The organism is Helicobacteraceae bacterium, assembly GCA_031258155.1.
Classification (GTDB): Bacteria; Campylobacterota; Campylobacteria; order Campylobacterales; family SZUA-545; genus JAIRNH01.
Window position 1 is genome coordinate 55,820 of sequence record JAIRNH010000019.1, and the last position, 17,973, is coordinate 73,792.

Annotated in this window: 16 protein-coding genes; 9 read left to right on the forward strand and 7 right to left on the reverse strand. The window is 50.1% G+C overall.

Annotation, left to right across the window (positions count from 1 at the left end):
- Positions 1–131 precede the first annotated feature (131 nt).
- The 7 genes from rseP (at position 132) to ftsZ (ending at position 6,749) form a co-directional block, all read left to right on the forward strand.
- Entirely contained in the window at positions 132–1,184 is a 1,053-nt protein-coding gene (rseP, locus tag LBF86_02730) for an RIP metalloprotease RseP (protein ID MDR0664423.1), read from the forward strand.
- A complete protein-coding gene (locus LBF86_02735; protein ID MDR0664424.1) occupies positions 1,181–1,837 on the forward strand; it encodes a YggS family pyridoxal phosphate-dependent enzyme in 657 nt (218 codons plus the stop codon). The genes rseP and LBF86_02735 overlap by 4 nt, the downstream gene beginning before the upstream one ends.
- Positions 1,834–2,400 carry a dephospho-CoA kinase gene (gene coaE / locus LBF86_02740; protein MDR0664425.1) on the forward strand — a complete coding sequence of 189 codons (567 nt, stop codon included), beginning with the start codon at positions 1,834–1,836 and terminating at the stop codon, positions 2,398–2,400. Before LBF86_02735 ends, coaE begins: the two co-directional genes overlap by 4 nt.
- Before the next feature lie 120 nt (positions 2,401–2,520).
- Positions 2,521–3,966 (forward strand): SurA N-terminal domain-containing protein, encoded by a 1,446-nt coding sequence (locus tag LBF86_02745; protein MDR0664426.1) that lies wholly within the window; start codon positions 2,521–2,523, stop codon positions 3,964–3,966.
- An 18-nt stretch (positions 3,967–3,984) separates the two neighbouring features.
- Positions 3,985–5,304 (forward strand): cell division protein FtsA, encoded by a 1,320-nt coding sequence (ftsA, locus tag LBF86_02750; GenBank protein MDR0664427.1) that lies wholly within the window; start codon positions 3,985–3,987, stop codon positions 5,302–5,304.
- Between the two features lie 12 nt (positions 5,305–5,316).
- On the forward strand, positions 5,317–5,520 hold the full coding sequence (locus LBF86_02755) for a hypothetical protein (GenBank protein MDR0664428.1): 204 nt from the start codon (positions 5,317–5,319) through the stop codon (positions 5,518–5,520).
- Positions 5,517–6,749 (forward strand): cell division protein FtsZ, encoded by a 1,233-nt coding sequence (gene ftsZ, locus LBF86_02760; GenBank protein MDR0664429.1) that lies wholly within the window; start codon positions 5,517–5,519, stop codon positions 6,747–6,749. The genes LBF86_02755 and ftsZ overlap by 4 nt, the downstream gene beginning before the upstream one ends.
- 67 nt (positions 6,750–6,816) lie before the next feature.
- On the opposite strand, the gene LBF86_02765 is transcribed toward ftsZ, so the two are convergent.
- From LBF86_02765 to LBF86_02795, 7 genes are all read right to left on the reverse strand, one after another.
- On the reverse strand, positions 6,817–7,632 hold the full coding sequence (locus LBF86_02765; GenBank protein ID MDR0664430.1) for an alpha/beta hydrolase: 816 nt from the start codon (positions 7,630–7,632) through the stop codon (positions 6,817–6,819).
- Positions 7,598–9,463 (reverse strand): DUF4105 domain-containing protein, encoded by a 1,866-nt coding sequence (locus LBF86_02770; GenBank protein ID MDR0664431.1) that lies wholly within the window; start codon positions 9,461–9,463, stop codon positions 7,598–7,600. Before LBF86_02770 ends, LBF86_02765 begins: the two co-directional genes overlap by 35 nt.
- 50 nt (positions 9,464–9,513) lie before the next feature.
- On the reverse strand, positions 9,514–9,993 hold the full coding sequence (locus LBF86_02775) for a DUF3015 domain-containing protein (protein ID MDR0664432.1): 480 nt from the start codon (positions 9,991–9,993) through the stop codon (positions 9,514–9,516).
- 415 nt (positions 9,994–10,408) lie between these two features.
- The gene (locus LBF86_02780) at positions 10,409–12,472 is read right to left on the reverse strand and encodes a hypothetical protein (protein ID MDR0664433.1); all 2,064 of its coding nucleotides are present in this window, start codon (positions 12,470–12,472) and stop codon (positions 10,409–10,411) included.
- On the reverse strand, positions 12,472–12,900 hold the full coding sequence (locus LBF86_02785; protein ID MDR0664434.1) for a GtrA family protein: 429 nt from the start codon (positions 12,898–12,900) through the stop codon (positions 12,472–12,474). The genes LBF86_02780 and LBF86_02785 overlap by 1 nt, the downstream gene beginning before the upstream one ends.
- Positions 12,884–13,696: a ChbG/HpnK family deacetylase gene (locus LBF86_02790; GenBank protein MDR0664435.1), complete on the reverse strand. Its 813-nt coding sequence runs from the start codon at positions 13,694–13,696 to the stop codon at positions 12,884–12,886. Before LBF86_02790 ends, LBF86_02785 begins: the two co-directional genes overlap by 17 nt.
- Complete coding sequence (locus tag LBF86_02795; protein MDR0664436.1) at positions 13,693–14,691, reverse strand: glycosyltransferase family 2 protein; 999 nt, start codon at positions 14,689–14,691, stop codon at positions 13,693–13,695. The genes LBF86_02790 and LBF86_02795 overlap by 4 nt, the downstream gene beginning before the upstream one ends.
- A gap of 113 nt (positions 14,692–14,804) precedes the next feature.
- Between LBF86_02795 and purT the strand changes: the two genes are divergently transcribed.
- Complete coding sequence (gene purT, locus LBF86_02800) at positions 14,805–15,974, forward strand: formate-dependent phosphoribosylglycinamide formyltransferase (protein ID MDR0664437.1); 1,170 nt, start codon at positions 14,805–14,807, stop codon at positions 15,972–15,974.
- Positions 15,975–16,008: 34 nt separating this feature from the next.
- On the forward strand, positions 16,009–17,082 hold the full coding sequence (gene dxr / locus LBF86_02805) for a 1-deoxy-D-xylulose-5-phosphate reductoisomerase (protein ID MDR0664438.1): 1,074 nt from the start codon (positions 16,009–16,011) through the stop codon (positions 17,080–17,082).
- The last annotated feature ends 891 nt before the right edge of the window (positions 17,083–17,973 follow it).

A 17,973-nucleotide genomic window follows, 5' to 3' on the forward strand; every position in this document is an offset into this window, starting at 1 on the left:
ATCTAAAATTGCTCGCGTCGCTAGAGCAAAATCTAGTATGCGGCGATCGATAACCGCAAAAAGGCGGCGGCGCTAAATCAAGCGTCGATCGCGCATAATTTGAAAACCAATTTAACGCGAAAAGAGACTATATGGGCATTATTACGGCGATTATCGTATTGTCGGCGCTTATTTTTTTTCACGAATTAGGGCATTTTATCGCCGCGAGGGCGCTGGGCGTAACGGTGGAAACCTTTTCGATCGGTTTTGGCAAAAAGCTATGGGCGAAAAAAATCGGCGCGACGGAATACGCGATCAGCGCGATCTGGCTTGGCGGCTACGTTAAGATGAAAGGGCAGGACGATAGCGATCCAACGCAAAGAAGCGGCGAACCCGACGCGTATGACTCAAAAAAGCCGTGGCAGAGAATTATTATACTTTTCGCCGGACCTTTCGCCAATTTCGTTATCGCCTTCGCGCTTTTTTGGGCGACGGCGCTTATGGGTTTCGACGCGCTCGCGCCTTCCATCGGCAAAGTCTTGGAAGATTCGCCAGCGCAACGAGCGGGGTTATTAGCGGGCGATCGCGTAGTAAAGATCGACGGCAAACCCGTAACGTCGTGGAATCAGTTGAACGCGCTTATTCGAGAGAGCCAAAACGCGATTGTTCTAACGGTCGATCGCGGCGGCGAGACGCGCGATATTATCTTAAATCCGGAGCTGACCGAAGGCGAAAACATTTTTGGCGAGAAAGAAAAGCGCAATATGATCGGCGTAGCCGCGAGCGGAGAGATTGTAACGCTTCGTTACGGTATCGCGGAAAGCCTCCGCGTCGCGCTGGATAAGACGATCGAAGCCGGCTCGCTTATTTTTCAAAGCGTAATAAAGTTAATAACCGGCGTAGTGGGGCTTGAAAACGTGGGCGGCATAGTATCCATCGTGGATTTTACCGCAAAAGCCAGCGCGATCGGTTTTAGCGCTCTGCTAACCTTTACCGCGCTGATCTCCGTTAATCTTGGCGTATTAAACCTGCTGCCCATTCCCGCGTTAGACGGCGGGCATATTATCTTTAATCTCTACGAGCAGATCGCCCGTAAAGCCCCTAGCGAAAAGGTTTTATACAGCCTTACGTTAGGCGGTTGGGGAGCGCTATGCGCGTTGATGATCTTGGGGCTATACAACGATATTGTAAGACTAAGTCAATGACATGTTTAGAGGCGGCGATCGAGCGGATCGAAAAGGCGCGGCTCGCGTATGATAGCCGCCATATCGTTCGGCTCGTCGCCGTTAGCAAATACGCCTCGCGCGAGCAGATCGCTACGTTATACGGCGAGGGGCAGCGCGCTTTTGGCGAAAACAGGGCGCAAGCTCTGCAGTCCAAAGCCGCGGCGCTCTCCGCGCTTGCGATCGAATGGCATTTTGTAGGCGACTTGCAAACCAACAAGATCAACAAACTTATCGCCCTGCGCCCCGCGTTAATTCACTCGATCGACTCTTTGGATCTCGCGAAGGCTTACGACGATCGCCTTAAAAAAGCGGGCTTAACCCAGCGCGCGCTGCTACAGATAAACGCCGCGCGCGAGCCGACCAAAAGCGGCGTTTTGCCCGAAGCGGCGGCGGATATTTACGCCGAGATCGCCGCGAAACGCGCCGCTTTGAAACTAGAGGGCGTGATGACGATCGGCGCGCATACGGACGATAGAAAAACGATTCAAAAGAGTTTTGAAACGGCGCGGCGCGTTTATGATCGGATTAAGGGCGCGGTTACGCTGTCGATGGGCATGAGCGGCGACTTCGAGCTTGCGATCGCCTGCGGCGCGAATCTGTTGCGGCTTGGATCGATCCTCTTTAAGCGATGAAAAACGCCATAGTTCTTACGGGCGGAGTCGCAAGCGGAAAAAGTTCCGCCGCGCGATTTTTGAAAGAGCGCGGCTTTAACGTAATTGACGCGGACGAGATCGCGCGCGCGCTTTTCGTCGAGTTTTCAAAGAAGATCGAAGCGGTTTTTGGAACTCTAGATCGCGCGGCGATCGCAAAGCGTATCTTTTCAGACAAAAACGAACGGGCTAAATTAGAGGCGATTTTGCACCCGCCGATTCGCGCGCGCGTCTTTGCCGAAAGCGAGAAGCTAGAAAAGTTGAACAAACGATACTTTATCGACGTCCCGCTATTTTTTGAAAAACGCGACGAATATCCGATCGACGACGTTTTATTGATCTACGCGCCGCGATCGACGCAGTTAAAAAGGCTTATTGGCGAGCGTAAAATCGGCGAGCTTGACGCGCTGGCTATGATCGACGCGCAGATTCCAATCGACGAAAAGAAAAAAAATGCGAAGTGGATTATAGACAACGACGGCGACCTCGATCGATTGCGCGATCAAATCGATCGCTTTATTGAAACAGAAATTGGGATCCTCTAGCTTAATTTAGGCTTATTATTGACTTTTTGTCGTTAGTATCGCCCCTTAGCGCGGATATTTGAGCGCTAGTTGGCTACAATCGCGAAAATTTATTTCGCTCTCTAAAAAGGTATTTTACAGATGATCGCCTCGTTGCAAAGACACAGAACTTTTCTGATCGCGGTGCTAACCCTAACCGTGGTCGCTTTTATCGGCTCTAGCGCCGTCGGTTGGGGCAGCTACAGTTACGGCTCTAGGGCGGGCGCGGTCGCTACGGCGGGAAACGAAAAAATTACCGTCGAAGAGTTCTCCAGATACTACGGTCAACTACGCGAGCTATACGTCGGCATGTTAGATCAGCCGCTAAACGAGGCGCAAGAGCGCGAAATACAAAACAGAGCGTTAGAGTCGTTGATCGGCGAGGCGTTATTTGTCGCTTACGCCCGCGATATTGGGCTACGCGCGAGCGAGGAGGAGATTTCGGAGACGATCGTAAATAACCCTCAATTTCAGGCTAACGGCGTTTTTAGCAAGAAACTCTACCTCGACTATCTCGGCTCCGTAAGAATGACGACCGCAAGCTACGAGGCGATGCTGGAAAAGCGGTTGCTAATTAGCAAACTAGACGCGGCGTTAAACCTGCCGGTTTCGCAAAGCGAGAAGGAGACGATCGCCGCGACGCGATACGGAGTCGATCGCCTGCAATACAAAATTATTAAAGCGCCCGCGAATATAGCGGTTTCGGACAAAGAGGCGCAAAGTTATTACGAGTCGAACAAACTTCAGTTTATGGGCGAGCCAAATTACGATATTTCGTATATCAAGGTTTTAGTATCCGAGCAAAACGCTTCCGACGAGGAAGCGCTTAGCTACTACGAAAGAGCCAAAAGCGAGTTTATCGGGCAAGACGGAGAGATCAAATCTTACGACGAGGCTAAGCTCGAAGCGTTAAACGCGGTTAAGCTAACCAAAGCGCGACGAGCGGCGCTCTCCGCTAAGATCGCGTGGAGAGACGCTCAAGCGATCCCGGAGAGCTTAAAATCGATCGAGTTTCGCAACGATCTTTTTCCCATAGACGTTATGCAGGCTTTAGAGAACGCCCAAAGCCTTGAAATAGCCGGTCCGTTCGAGATCGGCGACGGTTTCGTAATCGCCAAGATCGACGCAAGACGCGCCGCCGAGCCGCTACCTTTTAACAAGGCGCGATCGGCTGTTCAAGAGGAGCTAAAGAGGCAAAAAACAGCCGAATATCTGAAAGAGGAAAGTAGAAAACAGCTACAGAACTTCAAGGGCAAAACGACAGGTTTTGTTTCTCGCGACGACTACGGCAAAATCCAGGATTTAAGCGAAAATGAAGCCGAGATTTTTTTAGAACGGGTTTTTGAATCCAAAGCGTCGGAGGGGGCGGTGGAGCTGACTGGAAAAGCCGTTATTTATCGCGTTGTGGAACAAAAGTTGTTTGAACCTAGCAAACTAGCCGAGATCGACGGCAGATTGGGCGAAGATGTATCAAGACTTAAGATCGGGCAGATCAGGCGTTCTTTATTGGAGGTTCTCCAAAAACGCTACGAAGTTACCGGCTATTAGCTTGGCTAAAGGGCGCTGATGTCGTCGCCTTATATCTTAGCGATCGACGTAGGCTCTCACAAAATTTGCGCTCTTGTCGCGCAGATTGGATCCGATAGAACCGCGCGCGTAATCGGGACCGGTTTAGCCAGATCGCAGGGACTGAAAAAGGGCGCGATTGTGGATATAACCAAAGCGTCGGAGGCGATCAAAGCGGTCGCTAACGACGCTTGCCAATCCGCCGGTATCGCTTTGCAAAAAGCCGTAGTGTCCGTTTCCGGCGCCTATGCCGCTAGTCTTCAGAGCGTGGGCAAAGCCAATATACCGACCAAAGAGATCGAGCCAAAAGACGTAAATCGTGTGATGCGCCTAGCTCTAGATAGCGCCGCTATGCCGCCGCCCGATCACGAGATACTTCACGTCCTGCCTTTTTCGTTTAAAGTGGACGATCAGCCAAACGTGCAGGATCCCGTCGGAATGAGCGGATCGCGGCTGGAGGTGCAGGTCAATATTGTTATCACGCAGAAGATGGCGCTAGACAACCTTCGCAAAGCGATCGCGGCGGCGGGAATCGAGATAGAAAACCTCGCGCTTTCTAGTTACGCCGCGTCGATCGCCGTTTTAGGAGAGGACGAAAAAGAGCTTGGCGCGTGCGTGATTGATATGGGCGCCTCCACCTGCAATCTGGCGATCTATCAAGGCGCCGCCCCTAGACATTGCGATTTTTTCGCCGTGGGGGGAGGTCATATCACTTCTGATCTGTCCATTTCGTTGCATACGCCGATTAACGCCGCCGAGCGAATCAAAATCGAATACGGATCGTTAAAACGCAGAGAGGGCGCGACGATCGAAATACCGGAGATCGGCGTAGAAAGCGCCACGCGCGCCGCGTCGCTAGAGACGATCTCGAACGTGATCGGCGCGCGAATGGAAGAAACGCTTTTGATTCTCTCCGGACTGCTCGGCAAAAGCCGCCTGAAAAACGGCGCCGGCGCCGGCGTGGTGATCACCGGCGGCGCGTCGAAACTAGACGGCGTATCCGAAATAGCTCCGCCGATCTTCGGCAATATACCCGTTAGAATAGCGCGCCCAAAACCGCTTTCCGGTTTAACGGAAACCTTTCGCGATCCGGCTTTCGCCGTCGTTATAGGGCTTGTTCGTTATGGCGCGGGAGAATTTACTCCCTACGAAATTGACTCCACGAACGTTTTAAGAATCAAATCCGCCGCGCGAAAACCGCCGCCCGAAGAGACGGCGCCGCCGCCTTTAACGGAGGATTCGACTATTATCGGTTTCCCAAAAGAAGGAGAGCCGAACGCGTTAAAGCGATTTTGGAATTGGCTCTCGCAGATTTTCTAAAAAAGGCGCGCGATGAACATAGCGGTTAATAACATATCGATTAGCTACAAAAACGCGGTTTTCAAAACGGCGGCGGCGATCAAAAGCTCGGCGTTCGCGTCGCGCGAAACCTTTAGTAAACGAGCGATAATCCGATTTATCAATGAAATTTTGGAGATCGCGTTTGCGAAACGACGATTTGGTTTTCTTAAATTTTTAACAAAGGCGGCTAGATGAGCAAAAGCAGCGTCAATAATCTATTTACGGTGGAAGAGTCGGAGCGACCGAATATAGTTAATATAAAAGTGATCGGCGTGGGCGGCGGCGGCGCGAATATGGTTAATTATATGATACGCGAAGGGCAAAAAGGGATCGATATGATCGTCGCCAACACGGACTATCAACATCTTGCCACCTCGCTCGCGTCAACCAAAATACAACTAGGCGAAAAACGCACAAGCGGACTTGGATCGGGCGGGCAGCCCGAAGTGGGCAAACAAGCCGCCGAAGAGAGCTACGATCAAGTCAAAGAGGCTCTTAAAGGGGCGGATTTAGTGTTTATAGCGGTGGGGCTTGGCGGCGGCACGGGAACGGGCGCTTGCCCCGTAGTAGCGCAGGCGGCGAAAGAGAACGGCTCGCTTACGATCGGCGTCTGCACGCTACCGTTTTCCTTTGAGGGACCAAAACGAAGCAAGTTAGCCAAAAACGGTTTAGAGTCTTTAAGAGGCGAATGCGATTCGATGATTGTCGTTCCAAACGAAAAACTATTTTCTATCGTCGATAAGAGTATGAGTTACGCTGAAAGTTTCGCTATGGTTGACGCCGTATTGGCGCGCGCCGTAAGAGGCATTAGCTCCGTAGTGTTGCCTAGCGGTATGGACGGCATCAACACCGACTTTAACGATCTTAAAACCGTTATGGGGCATAGAGGCAAAGCGCTGATGGGTATGGGACACTCGCTAGAAGGAAACGATTCGGCTTACGACGCGCTGAAAGACGCGATCGAATCGCCGCTGTTAGACAATCTCTCTATCAACGGCGCTATGGGCGTATTGGCGCACTTTCAATTTAATCCCGTCTATCCGCTCGTGGCTATTAACCGCGCTATGCAGGTGGTTCACGACGCGGTTGGCGACGATTCCGACGTTATTTTCGGCACCTCGCTCGACGCTTCGCTAAAACCCGAAGAGGTGCGCGTAACTATTATCGCCACGGGTTTCTCGTCCGGAGAACCGGACGTGGAGATGAATTCGTCAAAAAGCGCGCGCGTTTCCGAAAGCAAACCCTCCGGCGGGACTATGACTTACGATCCGCAAAAAGGCGGCTTTGTGTTTTCGGACGGCAGAATGGTCGATATGGACGAACCTAGCATAATTCGCAAGCGCGAAGCGCAACATAGAAAAGCTGTCGGCGATTTTGACGACGATCTCTCTAGCCCGACCTACCGCCGCCGGCAGATCGACTAAACCTGCGGGCAAATCGGCGATCGCGGCGCGTAGCGAAACCTCCGCGATCTAAAAAACGGGCGGGCGGTTAACGCTCGATCGTCTCCATAATCATTTTAGCGAAACTATCGCGGCGGGCGCGATCGGCGGCGAATAAGCCGATATGCCCGCCGTTAAAAACGATTTTAAGCTCCTTAGGCTCTTTCGCCGCGTCAAAGAGATTGCGAGCGTGGCTAACGGCTACGATCGGATCGCGATCGCCGTGAATAATCAAGATCGGCAAGCCCTCCAGCGCGCCGATATTTTCAATCGGATCGTATCGCTTGGGCGCCACATCGCCCAAAAACGGCAGCGCGAGATAACCGATCCAGCTACGTTTGGCTATCTCTTTGGCGACGACCTCGTAGCTTGAAAATGCGCCTTCGGAGATCAGCGCGGCGATCTTGTCTTTGTAAGGGGCGATCGCGCTTATCGCCGCCGCGCCGCCTAACGACTGCCCAAAAACGACGATCGGCGTTCCTTCAAACTCGTTTAGCGCGTATTTGATTGTCGAGCGCGCGTCGATAATCAACCCCTCGATCGAAGGTTTGCCGCTTGAGGCGCCGTATCCGCGATAATCGACGCTTAGCACGTTAAAGCCTCGTTGCGCCAGCCAAAAAACGCTCGGCAGGTGTTCGCTGATATTGCCCGCGTTGCCGTGAAAAAAAACGATCGCGGCTTTTGGATTTTCCGCTTTAAGCAGCCACGCGAACAGCTTTTCGCCGTCGTCCGCGTCAATCGTCCTCGTTTCGTAATCCGTCTCGAAAAACTCCGGCGTAAAACGAACCTGTTTATCGGGGTGAAAAAAGAGCGAGGCGCACCCGCACAGGCTAAAAGAAATGATCGATAAAAATAAAAGCCTCATTTAGCTCCGATCCCTTTAGTTTTTCGCCCGCGAACTCAAACCTTAACGCTAAATTGGTTTCCAGCGCGTAACTCGCCTCCAGCTTCAGTTGCGTTCGCGGCTCGTTATGATCGGCAAGATCGTAATCTTGTTTGACTTCAAAACGCGCGCGCAATTTGTCAAACGGCGTTACGATCAGCCCAGCCGATCCGCCCGCGTAAAAGGCGCGCTCTTTGTATAGCCGCTTGCCCGTTTGCGCCTCGCCGTCCGCGCTTAGATACGCGATTATCGCTTCAAAGCCAAACGCAAGCCCCGCGCCGCCCTTAAAATAGCCGTATCCGTTTCGCGGCAGACTCGGCGGGTTCTCCTGCCAGCCCAGCGCGAAGCGCCACGAAATCGGGTTGAAAAAGCGATTTCTAGGCGTGAAGCTCTCCATATTCAGCAACGTCAATTTGCGAACGCGCGTCGAATCGTCCGCGCTTTGAACCCACAGATCGAGCGCGTTTATCGAACTTCCAGCGGCGAAACCGCCGCTTGGATCGACCATATCGTGATAGCTGACGCGGATTCTAGCGTTGGCGCTTGGCTTATCCTCGTCGTCGTAGCCGACGCCGATCGCGGCGCGGGAGATCAGATGCCCTTGATCGGGGCGGACTAAAGGCGTTATCGGCTTGATCGGCGCGTCGTTTATGCCAAGCGAGCTTCGCGCGCTCATCAGGGCAAACAGGCGCGTTTTATACGCTTCAAAGGCGATCTTATCCTTGCCGTGGAGATACTCCACAAACTCCATCGCAAGTTCCAGCGCGATGATTGCCGAGCGCCTATCTAGCGTTTTGATCGCCTCGCTGGGTTGCGTTTTGCCATAGGCGATCGCGTACGCCGCGTCGGATACGCGATCGCCGCCGCCGCGCGCCAAAGCCGCGACGCGCGAGCTGCGCGAAGGGCGAAAGGCGGCGTTTTTTAACATATTCGGCTCGCTTATCAACGCCCTGATCGTATCCACCGGCGCGGCGAAACCGGTAAAACGCGAGGTAAGATCGATATCGCCTTTGACGTATTCCATCAATTCCAGCAGGACAAACGAGCAGTTTTCCTTAAAAAAGTAGTAATCGCGCGAAAAGTTGTGAAACTCCCACGCGCTGTAAAGCAGTATATCGATCTCCTCGCGCGTAAAGTTCAGCTCGTATTCCCATATATCGCGGTTTTCCAGATCGCCGTATTCTTTGGCTTTTTGCGCGTATGGCAGCGCGGAGAAATAGCCGTCGTAGCCGCCGAAAAGACCTTTGAAAACAAACATAATATCGCTCTCTTCGGGCGGAATATAGGCTTCGTAGTTGATCGCGTAGCCAATCAGCGCGTTGGAGGAGTCGTTTTTGTCGATTCGTAAAAACGTATGTCCAAAGACGGAGGCGGGATTGTTCATATACGCGGCGGGGAAAACCAATATCAGCCGATCGCCGCTAACGCCGTTATACCAGTGTTCAAACGCCTCGCACTTAACGGGCGTTAAACGATTTTCGTCGATCGTTAGCGCCTCTTTGAGAAAACGCCAACGCGCCGTAAAGATACAGCGCGTATCTAGGCTCGCGTTGCCCTCGAACGATCCCGCGAAAAAGGAGTCGATCGTGGCTAAAAGCTCGCTTTGCGGATCTGTTTTGCCGTCGCGTGCCAGAAAAAACCGCCGATCGTCGATTACGCTCTTTACTCCGCCAAACGCCGCGGGTTTATAGCCGACCATTCCGCGCCAGCGCGGATGATCGCTTAAGTTTAGATCGATCGCTTTGGTTTTAAGCTCGTTTGCGTAGCTTGCAAACAAAACAATCGGAAAAAGCAGGATTAAAAAAAGTTTCAAGCCAGAGAAAGGCGGAGGAGGATGATAGCCCCCCTCCAGAATTTGGTCGGTTATAAAACCGCGTCCATATTCGTCAGAACTTCGCCCGCGCTGATATTTTCGCCGGTGAAAATTTTGTCAAAATTGGCTTGCGCCGCCGCGAAGAAGGTCGGTTTGTCCGCTACGCCCGCAAGATCGGCAAACGCGTCGAGAGTTTCGCCCGAACCTTTGGACATATCCAAAGCGAGTTTATCAAGGTTTTGCCCCGCGAAGTTGTTCAACTCCTCGTTGCTTGCGAAAACGCCGCTAGGGTTGCAGCCGCTAGTGCCGGTGGTGATAGCGAAAGTTTGGCTACCCGTGCCGTTTACGGTCGCGCCAAGAATCTGCCAAACAATATCGTTGCTTTTTGCCGATTCGTTGGCGAACAGCATATTGCCAAGACCGCAACCGGCAGCCGCGTAGCGGTTGCCGCCGTATTGCCCGTCGAACAACGCGAACGAGCTTGTCGCTAAAGCGCCAGCAACAGCGACGCTAAGAAAAACTTTTTTCATTGAGACTCCTTGAGGGTTTGCTTACCTGAACAGATAAGCGTAATCGTTAGCCTATCAAACTAACCTTAAATAATCGCTCCAAAACCGCCGCGATCAAGACAGAATTTAGAATAATTTTGGGACGATTGATGAAACTTTAAGCGTATCTTAAAAAATGGGAGCATAACATCAAACTACTTGATGACGGCAAACTTGGAAAAAGCCCGCGACAACCGTTATTTGCGCGTCTTTTCAATCGCGGCGTATAGCGAGGTCAAAATACGCTGATATATGTTATGTTTTTCAGGCGTTCTCGTCGGAGACAAAGATAGGTTTTGCGGCAATACAAAGATTGCCGTTCAAACGCTAAGACGCGATCGGGGGCATAAACCAAGTCGGAGTTTGGCGCCGTTTCGCGTCGGCGACAAAATAATCGCTATCGTTCGTCGTATATATACGCGGTAAATGGACCAATTCCGGAAGCCTTAGCCGTCAATATGGGTCTGAAACCCGTGAAACGCGCGTTAATATCGCCAAGAAAAACATAAACGGCGTCGTAATCAATCGGATCGCTTGACGAAAGCCGTTCGATATTTATCTCTCGCGTTTTGTTTTTAAGCGCGTAAGTCTTGCTGTTTATGTATTTAGCTAAATTTACGAGATTCGATATTTGCCAATCGTATTTTGCGTCGTCGTTAATCACAATTAGTCGTTTATCCAACTTTGCGTAGGCGCTCAACGCGACGATAAAATCATGATTTTTTCTACGCGCTTCAATTTCGTCGTCTAAGCTAAATACTCTGCAAGATAGCAGCAAAGCGATCGCGATCGACCAAAAAAGCGCGCGGCGGTTGTTAAAATATAAATATTTACTCCAACAGATCAGCGAAGGAGCGAACATGAACGCAACGGGGGCGTAATAGTAATATGCGCGCGGCAAGTTGAGAAAACCTAAGATTAAGTATGCGCACACGAACGCGCACGCCGCAAATAGCGTCGCGTCATAAAATAGATGAGCGCGATCTTTTTTAACCGTAATAAACCAGCCGCGAACGGCGGAAAAGATAAATAGGATAATAAACAGCCACGTCTTAGCAAATAAAGCGGCGTGTTCGGAAAGAGTAACAGCGTTTTCGTCTATGCGATAAAAAGAGGTTGTTAGTTTTATTGTAGTCCAATAGTATATCAGCAGAAAAATAGCGCCGTTAATAATTAACGCCGCGTTAAACGCAACGCGATTTCTTGTTTTTGGCGCGAAGAGAAACGAAAAGAGCGCAAATACTATAAAAACGCCAAACATAGGCTCTTTTTGATAAGTCGCGTAAATAGCGGTCAGCAGCGCGGCGACATACCACGCAATCTTGTCGCTATCATACGCTTTTTTATACAGAAGCAAAAAAATAACAATCGTTAAAGAGAGCAAGCGCTCAGGATATATTATCTCCATAAAAGCTTTTATCGATCGGTTGAGCGAAAGCAGAATAACGATCAGAAAAAAAGCGTTTATATAACGGCTGGCAATTTTATCTTTGTCGCTTTGGCTTATAAGGTATGTCATCGCGCATATAGTAGCGATAAAAGTAATAAGATTGATAAAATAAAACCCTTGCGAGCTAAAACCGTATGGCAAAAACCATAATAGATTATAATCGGTGTTGGCAAGCGGGAAAAATCTGCCGTCCGCCCTTGGCGTATGATACAAAAAGAGGTCGTCTAGGCTTATAGGCAGATGAAATCTTCCTTCCTGATTGAAGGTAAAGCCTGCCGAAACCATAATAAAATATGCGACAAACAAAATCAAAATTACGAGAGCCGAACGATATACAAACAACGCCTTTTTTTCATCGTAGAAATAATCGTATATTTTTTGTATAGTTTGATTCGAAGAACGCCGCCGAATAGCCGCAAAGACCAACGCAATAATAGACGCTATAAAACTTAACAAAGCGATTGACGCTACGACGCTGCCAAGCGCGTTTGCTTTATGCGCTTTAAGTTTAGCGGGCGCGATAATATCAAGATTATTGTTTTTGTTTTGCAAAAATTCAATAATAAGCGTTTGCGTAGCTTCGGGAATATCAAATTTTATATCGTAATTTTTGGCAAGACCGTCCTCAATATACGGGGCGCTTTTATCGGCATACGGATTTAGCGTCTCTTGCGCGATTAGGTTATCGTCCGCGTATATTTTAACGACTACGCCGTCCGGCGCCTCCGAACTCAGTAGATCAACGTTACGATATTTATAAACGCCAAAAGTAAATTCGCCGCGCTTAGGGAACGAATAAATCTTATTGCTTTTTATGATAATACGTAAAGTTTCATCGTCTAATCTTAACGGCGGAAAGTTCCTAGTGTCTATAAAGTAACTTTTGCTTTTATTATGCTCGAAGTATTGCGCGCTTAAAGTCTCGATCGCGTATAAGGCAAAGATCGCTCCCGAACAAACGGCGATTATGATTAAGAATATGGGATTAAGCCATATACGCTTTGTTTGCATTACTTTGCTCCTCGTAAATTAAACACAAAAAACCGCTGTCCGCAGTAGTTGCATATAGTAAATATACACATACCGACAAACAGCGCGATATTATCTCTAGCGCTTTGCTCAAGCGCTTCTAGCAAATAATATATCATAGGCTTTGCGATCGAGTAAGCGATAACGTAACAGATCGCTATATTTAAAGCAAAAAGCGCAATTTGCCTTTGCGAGCGCTCTTTGTTTTCAAACGTCCAGCGTTTATTCATAAAAAAGCTAAAAACGCTGGCAATGATATAACTACTCGCCGAAGAGAGCCAATAGCCGCAACCAGCTAGGTTATAGAGTCCGAACATAATCGCCGCGCCCAATAATACGTTTGCGTAGCCAACCGCTACGAATCTGACTATTGATTTGTCCAATACTAAAGATTTAACTTTGTTGATCATTTTCACGATTTAGTCGCGCATAATTGGAAATAACAAAAAGCTCTTTAAGAGCGGCGTTTATAACCGCGCTATGTTCGCTAGAATTAAGATTTGGGTGTATTATAGCTTCGATGATTCCGTCGTTTGCCGCCCTAACGCCGTATTTTATAGCGTCAAAATCCATCATGCCCGTATAGCCTACGCCAATAACGCTATCATTGCTTCTAAGCGGTTTAACTATATGTTTTAGGTTTATTTTTGTGAATAGATTAAGCAAGGCTATTTTCACAATATTGATCGGATATTTGAGCGTAAATATCTTGCCTATGCAAGGGACAATATATGGTTTTTCATATTGCGTTCTAATAAACGAAATCTTATATTCGTTTGCAAGTTTGACCGCGATCTTAAAAATGGGGGTAATAGCGTGCGTATGTACGTGCGAATCAAGATGATCGATACGGCAAACGCTTCGCGCCCGCTCTATTTGAGCGCGAAATTCTACTTCGACGGCTTCCAAAAACCCTTTAGCTCTCGATCTAAGCAAAATGCCGATAAATCCTTTATTAAATAGTCCTTGCTTGTTGGTTAGCGCCGAAGCGTTTGTCAGCGATTGCCCTTCTATTATATTTAGATGAACGCCGACGCTAAGATTTGGACAACGCTTAATAATATCGACAGCCTCGTTAAACTCCTCGCCATTTACCATCAGACTCGCGCTTTTTAGAACGCCGCTATTGTATCCTTCGAGGATCGCCATATTACGAGAGTGGTTAAGACCCAAATCGTCGGCGTTTATAATCACAATTTTGCTCATTTTTGCTTGCGAATTATAAAGTGCGGACGGCGCTTCACCTCGCTATATGTTTTTGCCAAATATTCGCCTAATATACCGGTGGTGAAAAGCTGTACGCCAGCGCAAAACAGAACTATACAAACGGTGGAAGCCCACCCTTGCACCGGATCGCCGAACATCAGTTTGCGAACTATGATAAATATAACCGCGCATATCGAGAGCGCAAACAGGATAACCCCTAGTAACGAGGCAAAGGCGAGCAGTTTAGACGAAAAGGCGACAATTCCGTCCAGAGAGTATAAAAATAATTTGCGAAAAGACCATTTTGTATCGCCGCCGGCACGTCGTTGATTTTCGTAATGAAACCATTTTGTTCTAAACCCAATCCACTGAAATATGCCTTTAGAGAAGCGATTGCGCTCGCTTAACGATAACGCCGCATTCACATATTGCCTTGACATCATACGAAAGTCGCCCGCGCCGTCGATAATTTCCATATCGGATAATTTGTTTATTACGCGATAAAACGCGCGACTTAGCGCCGCGCGCAATTTTGAATCTCCCGTTCTTGTTCGTATCGTTCCCGCGCAGTCATATTCGCCGCTTTTGAGCGCCTCTAGCATAACGGGTAGCAAAGTTGGCGGATGTTGTAAATCCGCGTCGATTATAACGACAAAATCGCCCTTTGCCGCCTGCAAACCAGCCAACATCGCCGCCTCTTTACCGAAGTTTCGACTGAAAATTATGAAACGCGCTCGATCGTCTCTCTCGCTTAGCTCTTGAATTATTGTAGGAGTGTCGTCTAGCGAGCCGTCGTCGATGAAAATAAACTCGACGCTAACGCCCGCGCTTTCTAGCTCTTTAACCGCTTTGCTAATCTCTTCGTAGAAAAGCGGTATCGTCTCTTTTTCGTTGTAACACGGGACTACGACGGAAAGGACGACGCTATTTCCGCAAGCGAGGGGGGGGGGGGGGTGGATGGATAACTCTTCTTGCGCGACGGCGGCATTGCTCAACTTTCATCCTTGTAATTATGTTCTGCATTATAACGAAAACGTTTGATTATGGACGATAGTCCGCAATTGCCGCGACTTAAGGATATAATTTCCAAAAATTTTAAGGATAGCCGATGGATTTTGGAGCGCCCTACAAAAACGCAAACGTAAAAATTATGCTGCTTGGCGGCGGAGAGCTGGGCAAAGAGATCGCCTTCGAGGCTCAACGAATGGGTCTCGAAGTCGTCGCTCTGGATCGTTACGCCAACGCCCCCGCGCACCTCGCGGCAAACAAGGCATACGCGATCGACCTAAAGGATAAATCGCGGATATTAGAGATCATAAGAAGCGAAAAACCCTCGTTTATACTGCCAGAAATCGAGGCGATCAGCATAGAGGCGCTGATAGAAGCCGAAGCGGAGGGATACCGCGTCATACCAAACGCCCGCGCCGTCCAACTGACGATGAACCGCAGAGGCGTTAGAGAGCTTGCCTCCGAAACGCTCAAGCTGAAAACCAGCGCTTACAGATTTGTAAAAACCTACGACGAACTTGTCAAAGCCGCCGAAGCGATCGGCTATCCGTGCGTGATCAAACCCGTGATGAGCAGCAGCGGACACGGGCAGAGCGTCGCAAAAAGTTTCGCCGATCTCGAAAAGAGTTTCGATTTTGCGCAAAAGGACGCGCGCGGCGACGCGAGCGAGCTTATCGTAGAGGAGTTTATTCCGTTTGATTTCGAGATTACTCTGCTTACCGCGCGCACCGAAAACGAAACGCGCTTCTGTCCTCCGATCGGGCATATCCAAAAAGACGGCGATTACGTTTATAGTTGGCAGCCGACGGAGTTAAGCGCCAATGTTCGCGAAAAAGCCGAGTCGATCGCAAAGCGCGTTACGGACGCTTTGGGCGGGCGGGGCATTTTCGGCGTGGAGCTGTTTATCAAGGGCGAGGAGGTATATTTTAGCGAGGTCAGCCCGCGTCCGCACGATACGGGAATGGTTACGCTAATTACGCAAAGCCAGAGCGAATTCGCGCTTCATATTCGCGCCGTCTTAGGTTTGCCGCTTGGTTTTAGCCTGCTTACGGCGGGAGCGAGCGCGGCGTATAAAGCCCAAAACGAAAGCGCGAATCCGACGCTTGAGATACCGGACGAAATATTTAGCGACGACTCGTTTGTTCGGATTTTTGGCAAACCCGTAAGCCGCAAAGGGCGCAGGCTCGCGGTGGTGTTAACCGCCGGCGCGACAAGCCAAAAGGCGCTTGATAAAGCCAAAGCGCTGGTTCAGTTAATCAAAGATCGCTGATGGTTTCGCGCGTTAAATCGGCTAAAGATTGTCGATGGTTCTGCTAGGATCGACGGGATCGATCGGTTGCGCGACGCTTGACGTAGCCGCGCGTTTTAACCTGCCGATCGAAACGCTGATCGCGGGGTTTAACGCCGAGCGCCTAAACGAGCAGATCGGACGTTTTAAGCCGCGACGCGTGGCGGTCGCCGATCGCCAAAGCGCCGAAAAGATCGATTTCCCGAACGTCAAATACGGCGAAGAGGCGATCTTGGAGGCGATCGAGGAAAGCGAGAGCGAGCTTGTCGTGAACGCGCTCGTGGGATTTGCGGGTTTGCGCCCGACGCTAAAGGCGCTACAAAGCGGCAAACGGCTTGCCCTCGCCAACAAAGAGTCTCTGGTGTGCGCGGGCGCGTTTATCGACGCTAATAAGATTCGCCCGATCGACAGCGAACATTTTGGAGCGTGGTATCTCAATCCAAGCCGAGCGATCAAACGAATAATTCTTACCGCAAGCGGCGGCGCGCTTAGGGATTTGCCGATCGCTAAGATCGAAAACGCGCCGATCGAGCGCGTTTTGCGCCACCCGAACTGGTCTATGGGCGCGAAAATCACGATCGACAGCGCTACAATGGTCAATAAATTGTTCGAGCTTTTGGAGGCGCGATGGCTCTTTGATACGACGCAAATTGACGCGGCGGTTGAACGAAGCTCGTTTTTCCACGCGCTGATCGAGTTTGCCGACGGCTGTATGACCGCGCAAGCCTCGCCGACGGATATGCGTTTGGCGATAGCCTACGCGATTTTGGGCGAGTTAAACGATCCGATCGCGGGCGAAATAGACCTTTTTAGTTTGCCGCCTATTCGTTTCGAGCCGATCGAAACGGCGCGTTATCCCGTATGGGCGCTCAAAGGGACGCTGCTATCAACGCCCGAACTAGGCGTCGTTCTCAACGCGGCGAACGAGGCGGCGCTAAAGCGCTATCGATCCAAAGAGATCAGTTTCGGCGCAATCTCTCGCGTTATCTTAGCCGCCTTTGATCGCTTCAACGCGCCGCCCAAAACGATCGACGAGGCGCTCGCCCTACACGCCGAAGTTTACGAACGCGCCATAACTCAAAAGCCCTAAAATTACTGGCGGTATTAAATACCCGTTTTCACGCGTATGACAAGAAAGAGGCGATATAGCGCGCATTGTCATTCTCGTCCTCCCGTCATTCCCGCGTAGGCGGGAATCCATAGAAATAACGTAATGCGATTGTTTGTTGTCTTTACGAAATACCGGAAATGGATTCCCGCTTTGCGGGAATGACAGGGGGGCGGGGAATGACGGGATGGATGGGGGGAGGGAGGGGGACGACAATAGCGCGTCGGAGGGCTTGCGCGCCTCCTAGCCAAACAGCGGCAAATCGCCTGTCGGATTGCGCCGTCAGATTGAGGTTTGCGCGCCATTGCGAGCGGAGTATGCCCTAATCTATTGAAACGTTTGCCGCAACGCGGTTATATGAACACAATCATAAAAGGCAATAACAAGGACTTGTTTTGAAACGCTGACGCAGCGCGGCTATACGGGCAAATCGCAAGCGTAACGCGTCGGGGTTGTTGTTGGGGATTGTCGTCTTTAGCTCGCGGCTGTCCGCGCGAGTAAATTGCGACGCAAATAGAGTTGTTATTCAAGAATTGTCGCCTTTGACAGGCGGCTGTCCGCGCGATCGCTGTAGGAGCTCTTAAAGAAAGAGACTCGGATCGATCTCTTGTGGTTGCGCTTTACGAGAGGGTTCGTTGAAAAAAGGTAACGTTTATGCGGCATCTTGAACGCGCAAAAACGAAAAATTTGGCTCTAACCTTGTGACAACGCGGCTAATGGATCGCGAGTCCATAAGCCAAACCCAGCGTTACGGCAAGATCGCGGACGCTCGTATGCGGGAGACTGTTACCGCGCTTGCGAAGTCGATTCTGGAACGAGAGCGCGCTGGAGTCGCATTTTAAGCGACGTTTTTCACAAAAGTCGCTTTCTTTA

Bases quoted from the DNA above. Each gene is read 5' to 3' on its own strand.
- LBF86_02765 (MDR0664430.1), bottom strand. From the start codon at position 7,632: ATGAGGCTTTTATTTTTATCGATCATTTCTTTTAGCCTGTGCGGGTGC.
- ftsZ (MDR0664429.1), top strand. From the start codon at position 5,517: ATGAGCAAAAGCAGCGTCAATAATCTATTTACGGTGGAAGAGTCGGAG.
- LBF86_02775 (MDR0664432.1), bottom strand. From the start codon at position 9,993: ATGAAAAAAGTTTTTCTTAGCGTCGCTGTTGCTGGCGCTTTAGCGACA.
- LBF86_02745 (MDR0664426.1), top strand. From the start codon at position 2,521: ATGATCGCCTCGTTGCAAAGACACAGAACTTTTCTGATCGCGGTGCTA.
- LBF86_02780 (MDR0664433.1), bottom strand. From the start codon at position 12,472: ATGCAAACAAAGCGTATATGGCTTAATCCCATATTCTTAATCATAATC.
- purT (MDR0664437.1), top strand. From the start codon at position 14,805: ATGGATTTTGGAGCGCCCTACAAAAACGCAAACGTAAAAATTATGCTG.
- LBF86_02785 (MDR0664434.1), bottom strand. From the start codon at position 12,900: ATGATCAACAAAGTTAAATCTTTAGTATTGGACAAATCAATAGTCAGA.
- ftsA (MDR0664427.1), top strand. From the start codon at position 3,985: ATGTCGTCGCCTTATATCTTAGCGATCGACGTAGGCTCTCACAAAATT.
- LBF86_02755 (MDR0664428.1), top strand. From the start codon at position 5,317: ATGAACATAGCGGTTAATAACATATCGATTAGCTACAAAAACGCGGTT.
- LBF86_02790 (MDR0664435.1), bottom strand. From the start codon at position 13,696: ATGAGCAAAATTGTGATTATAAACGCCGACGATTTGGGTCTTAACCAC.
- LBF86_02735 (MDR0664424.1), top strand. From the start codon at position 1,181: ATGACATGTTTAGAGGCGGCGATCGAGCGGATCGAAAAGGCGCGGCTC.
- coaE (MDR0664425.1), top strand. From the start codon at position 1,834: ATGAAAAACGCCATAGTTCTTACGGGCGGAGTCGCAAGCGGAAAAAGT.
- rseP (MDR0664423.1), top strand. From the start codon at position 132: ATGGGCATTATTACGGCGATTATCGTATTGTCGGCGCTTATTTTTTTT.
- dxr (MDR0664438.1), top strand. From the start codon at position 16,009: ATGGTTCTGCTAGGATCGACGGGATCGATCGGTTGCGCGACGCTTGAC.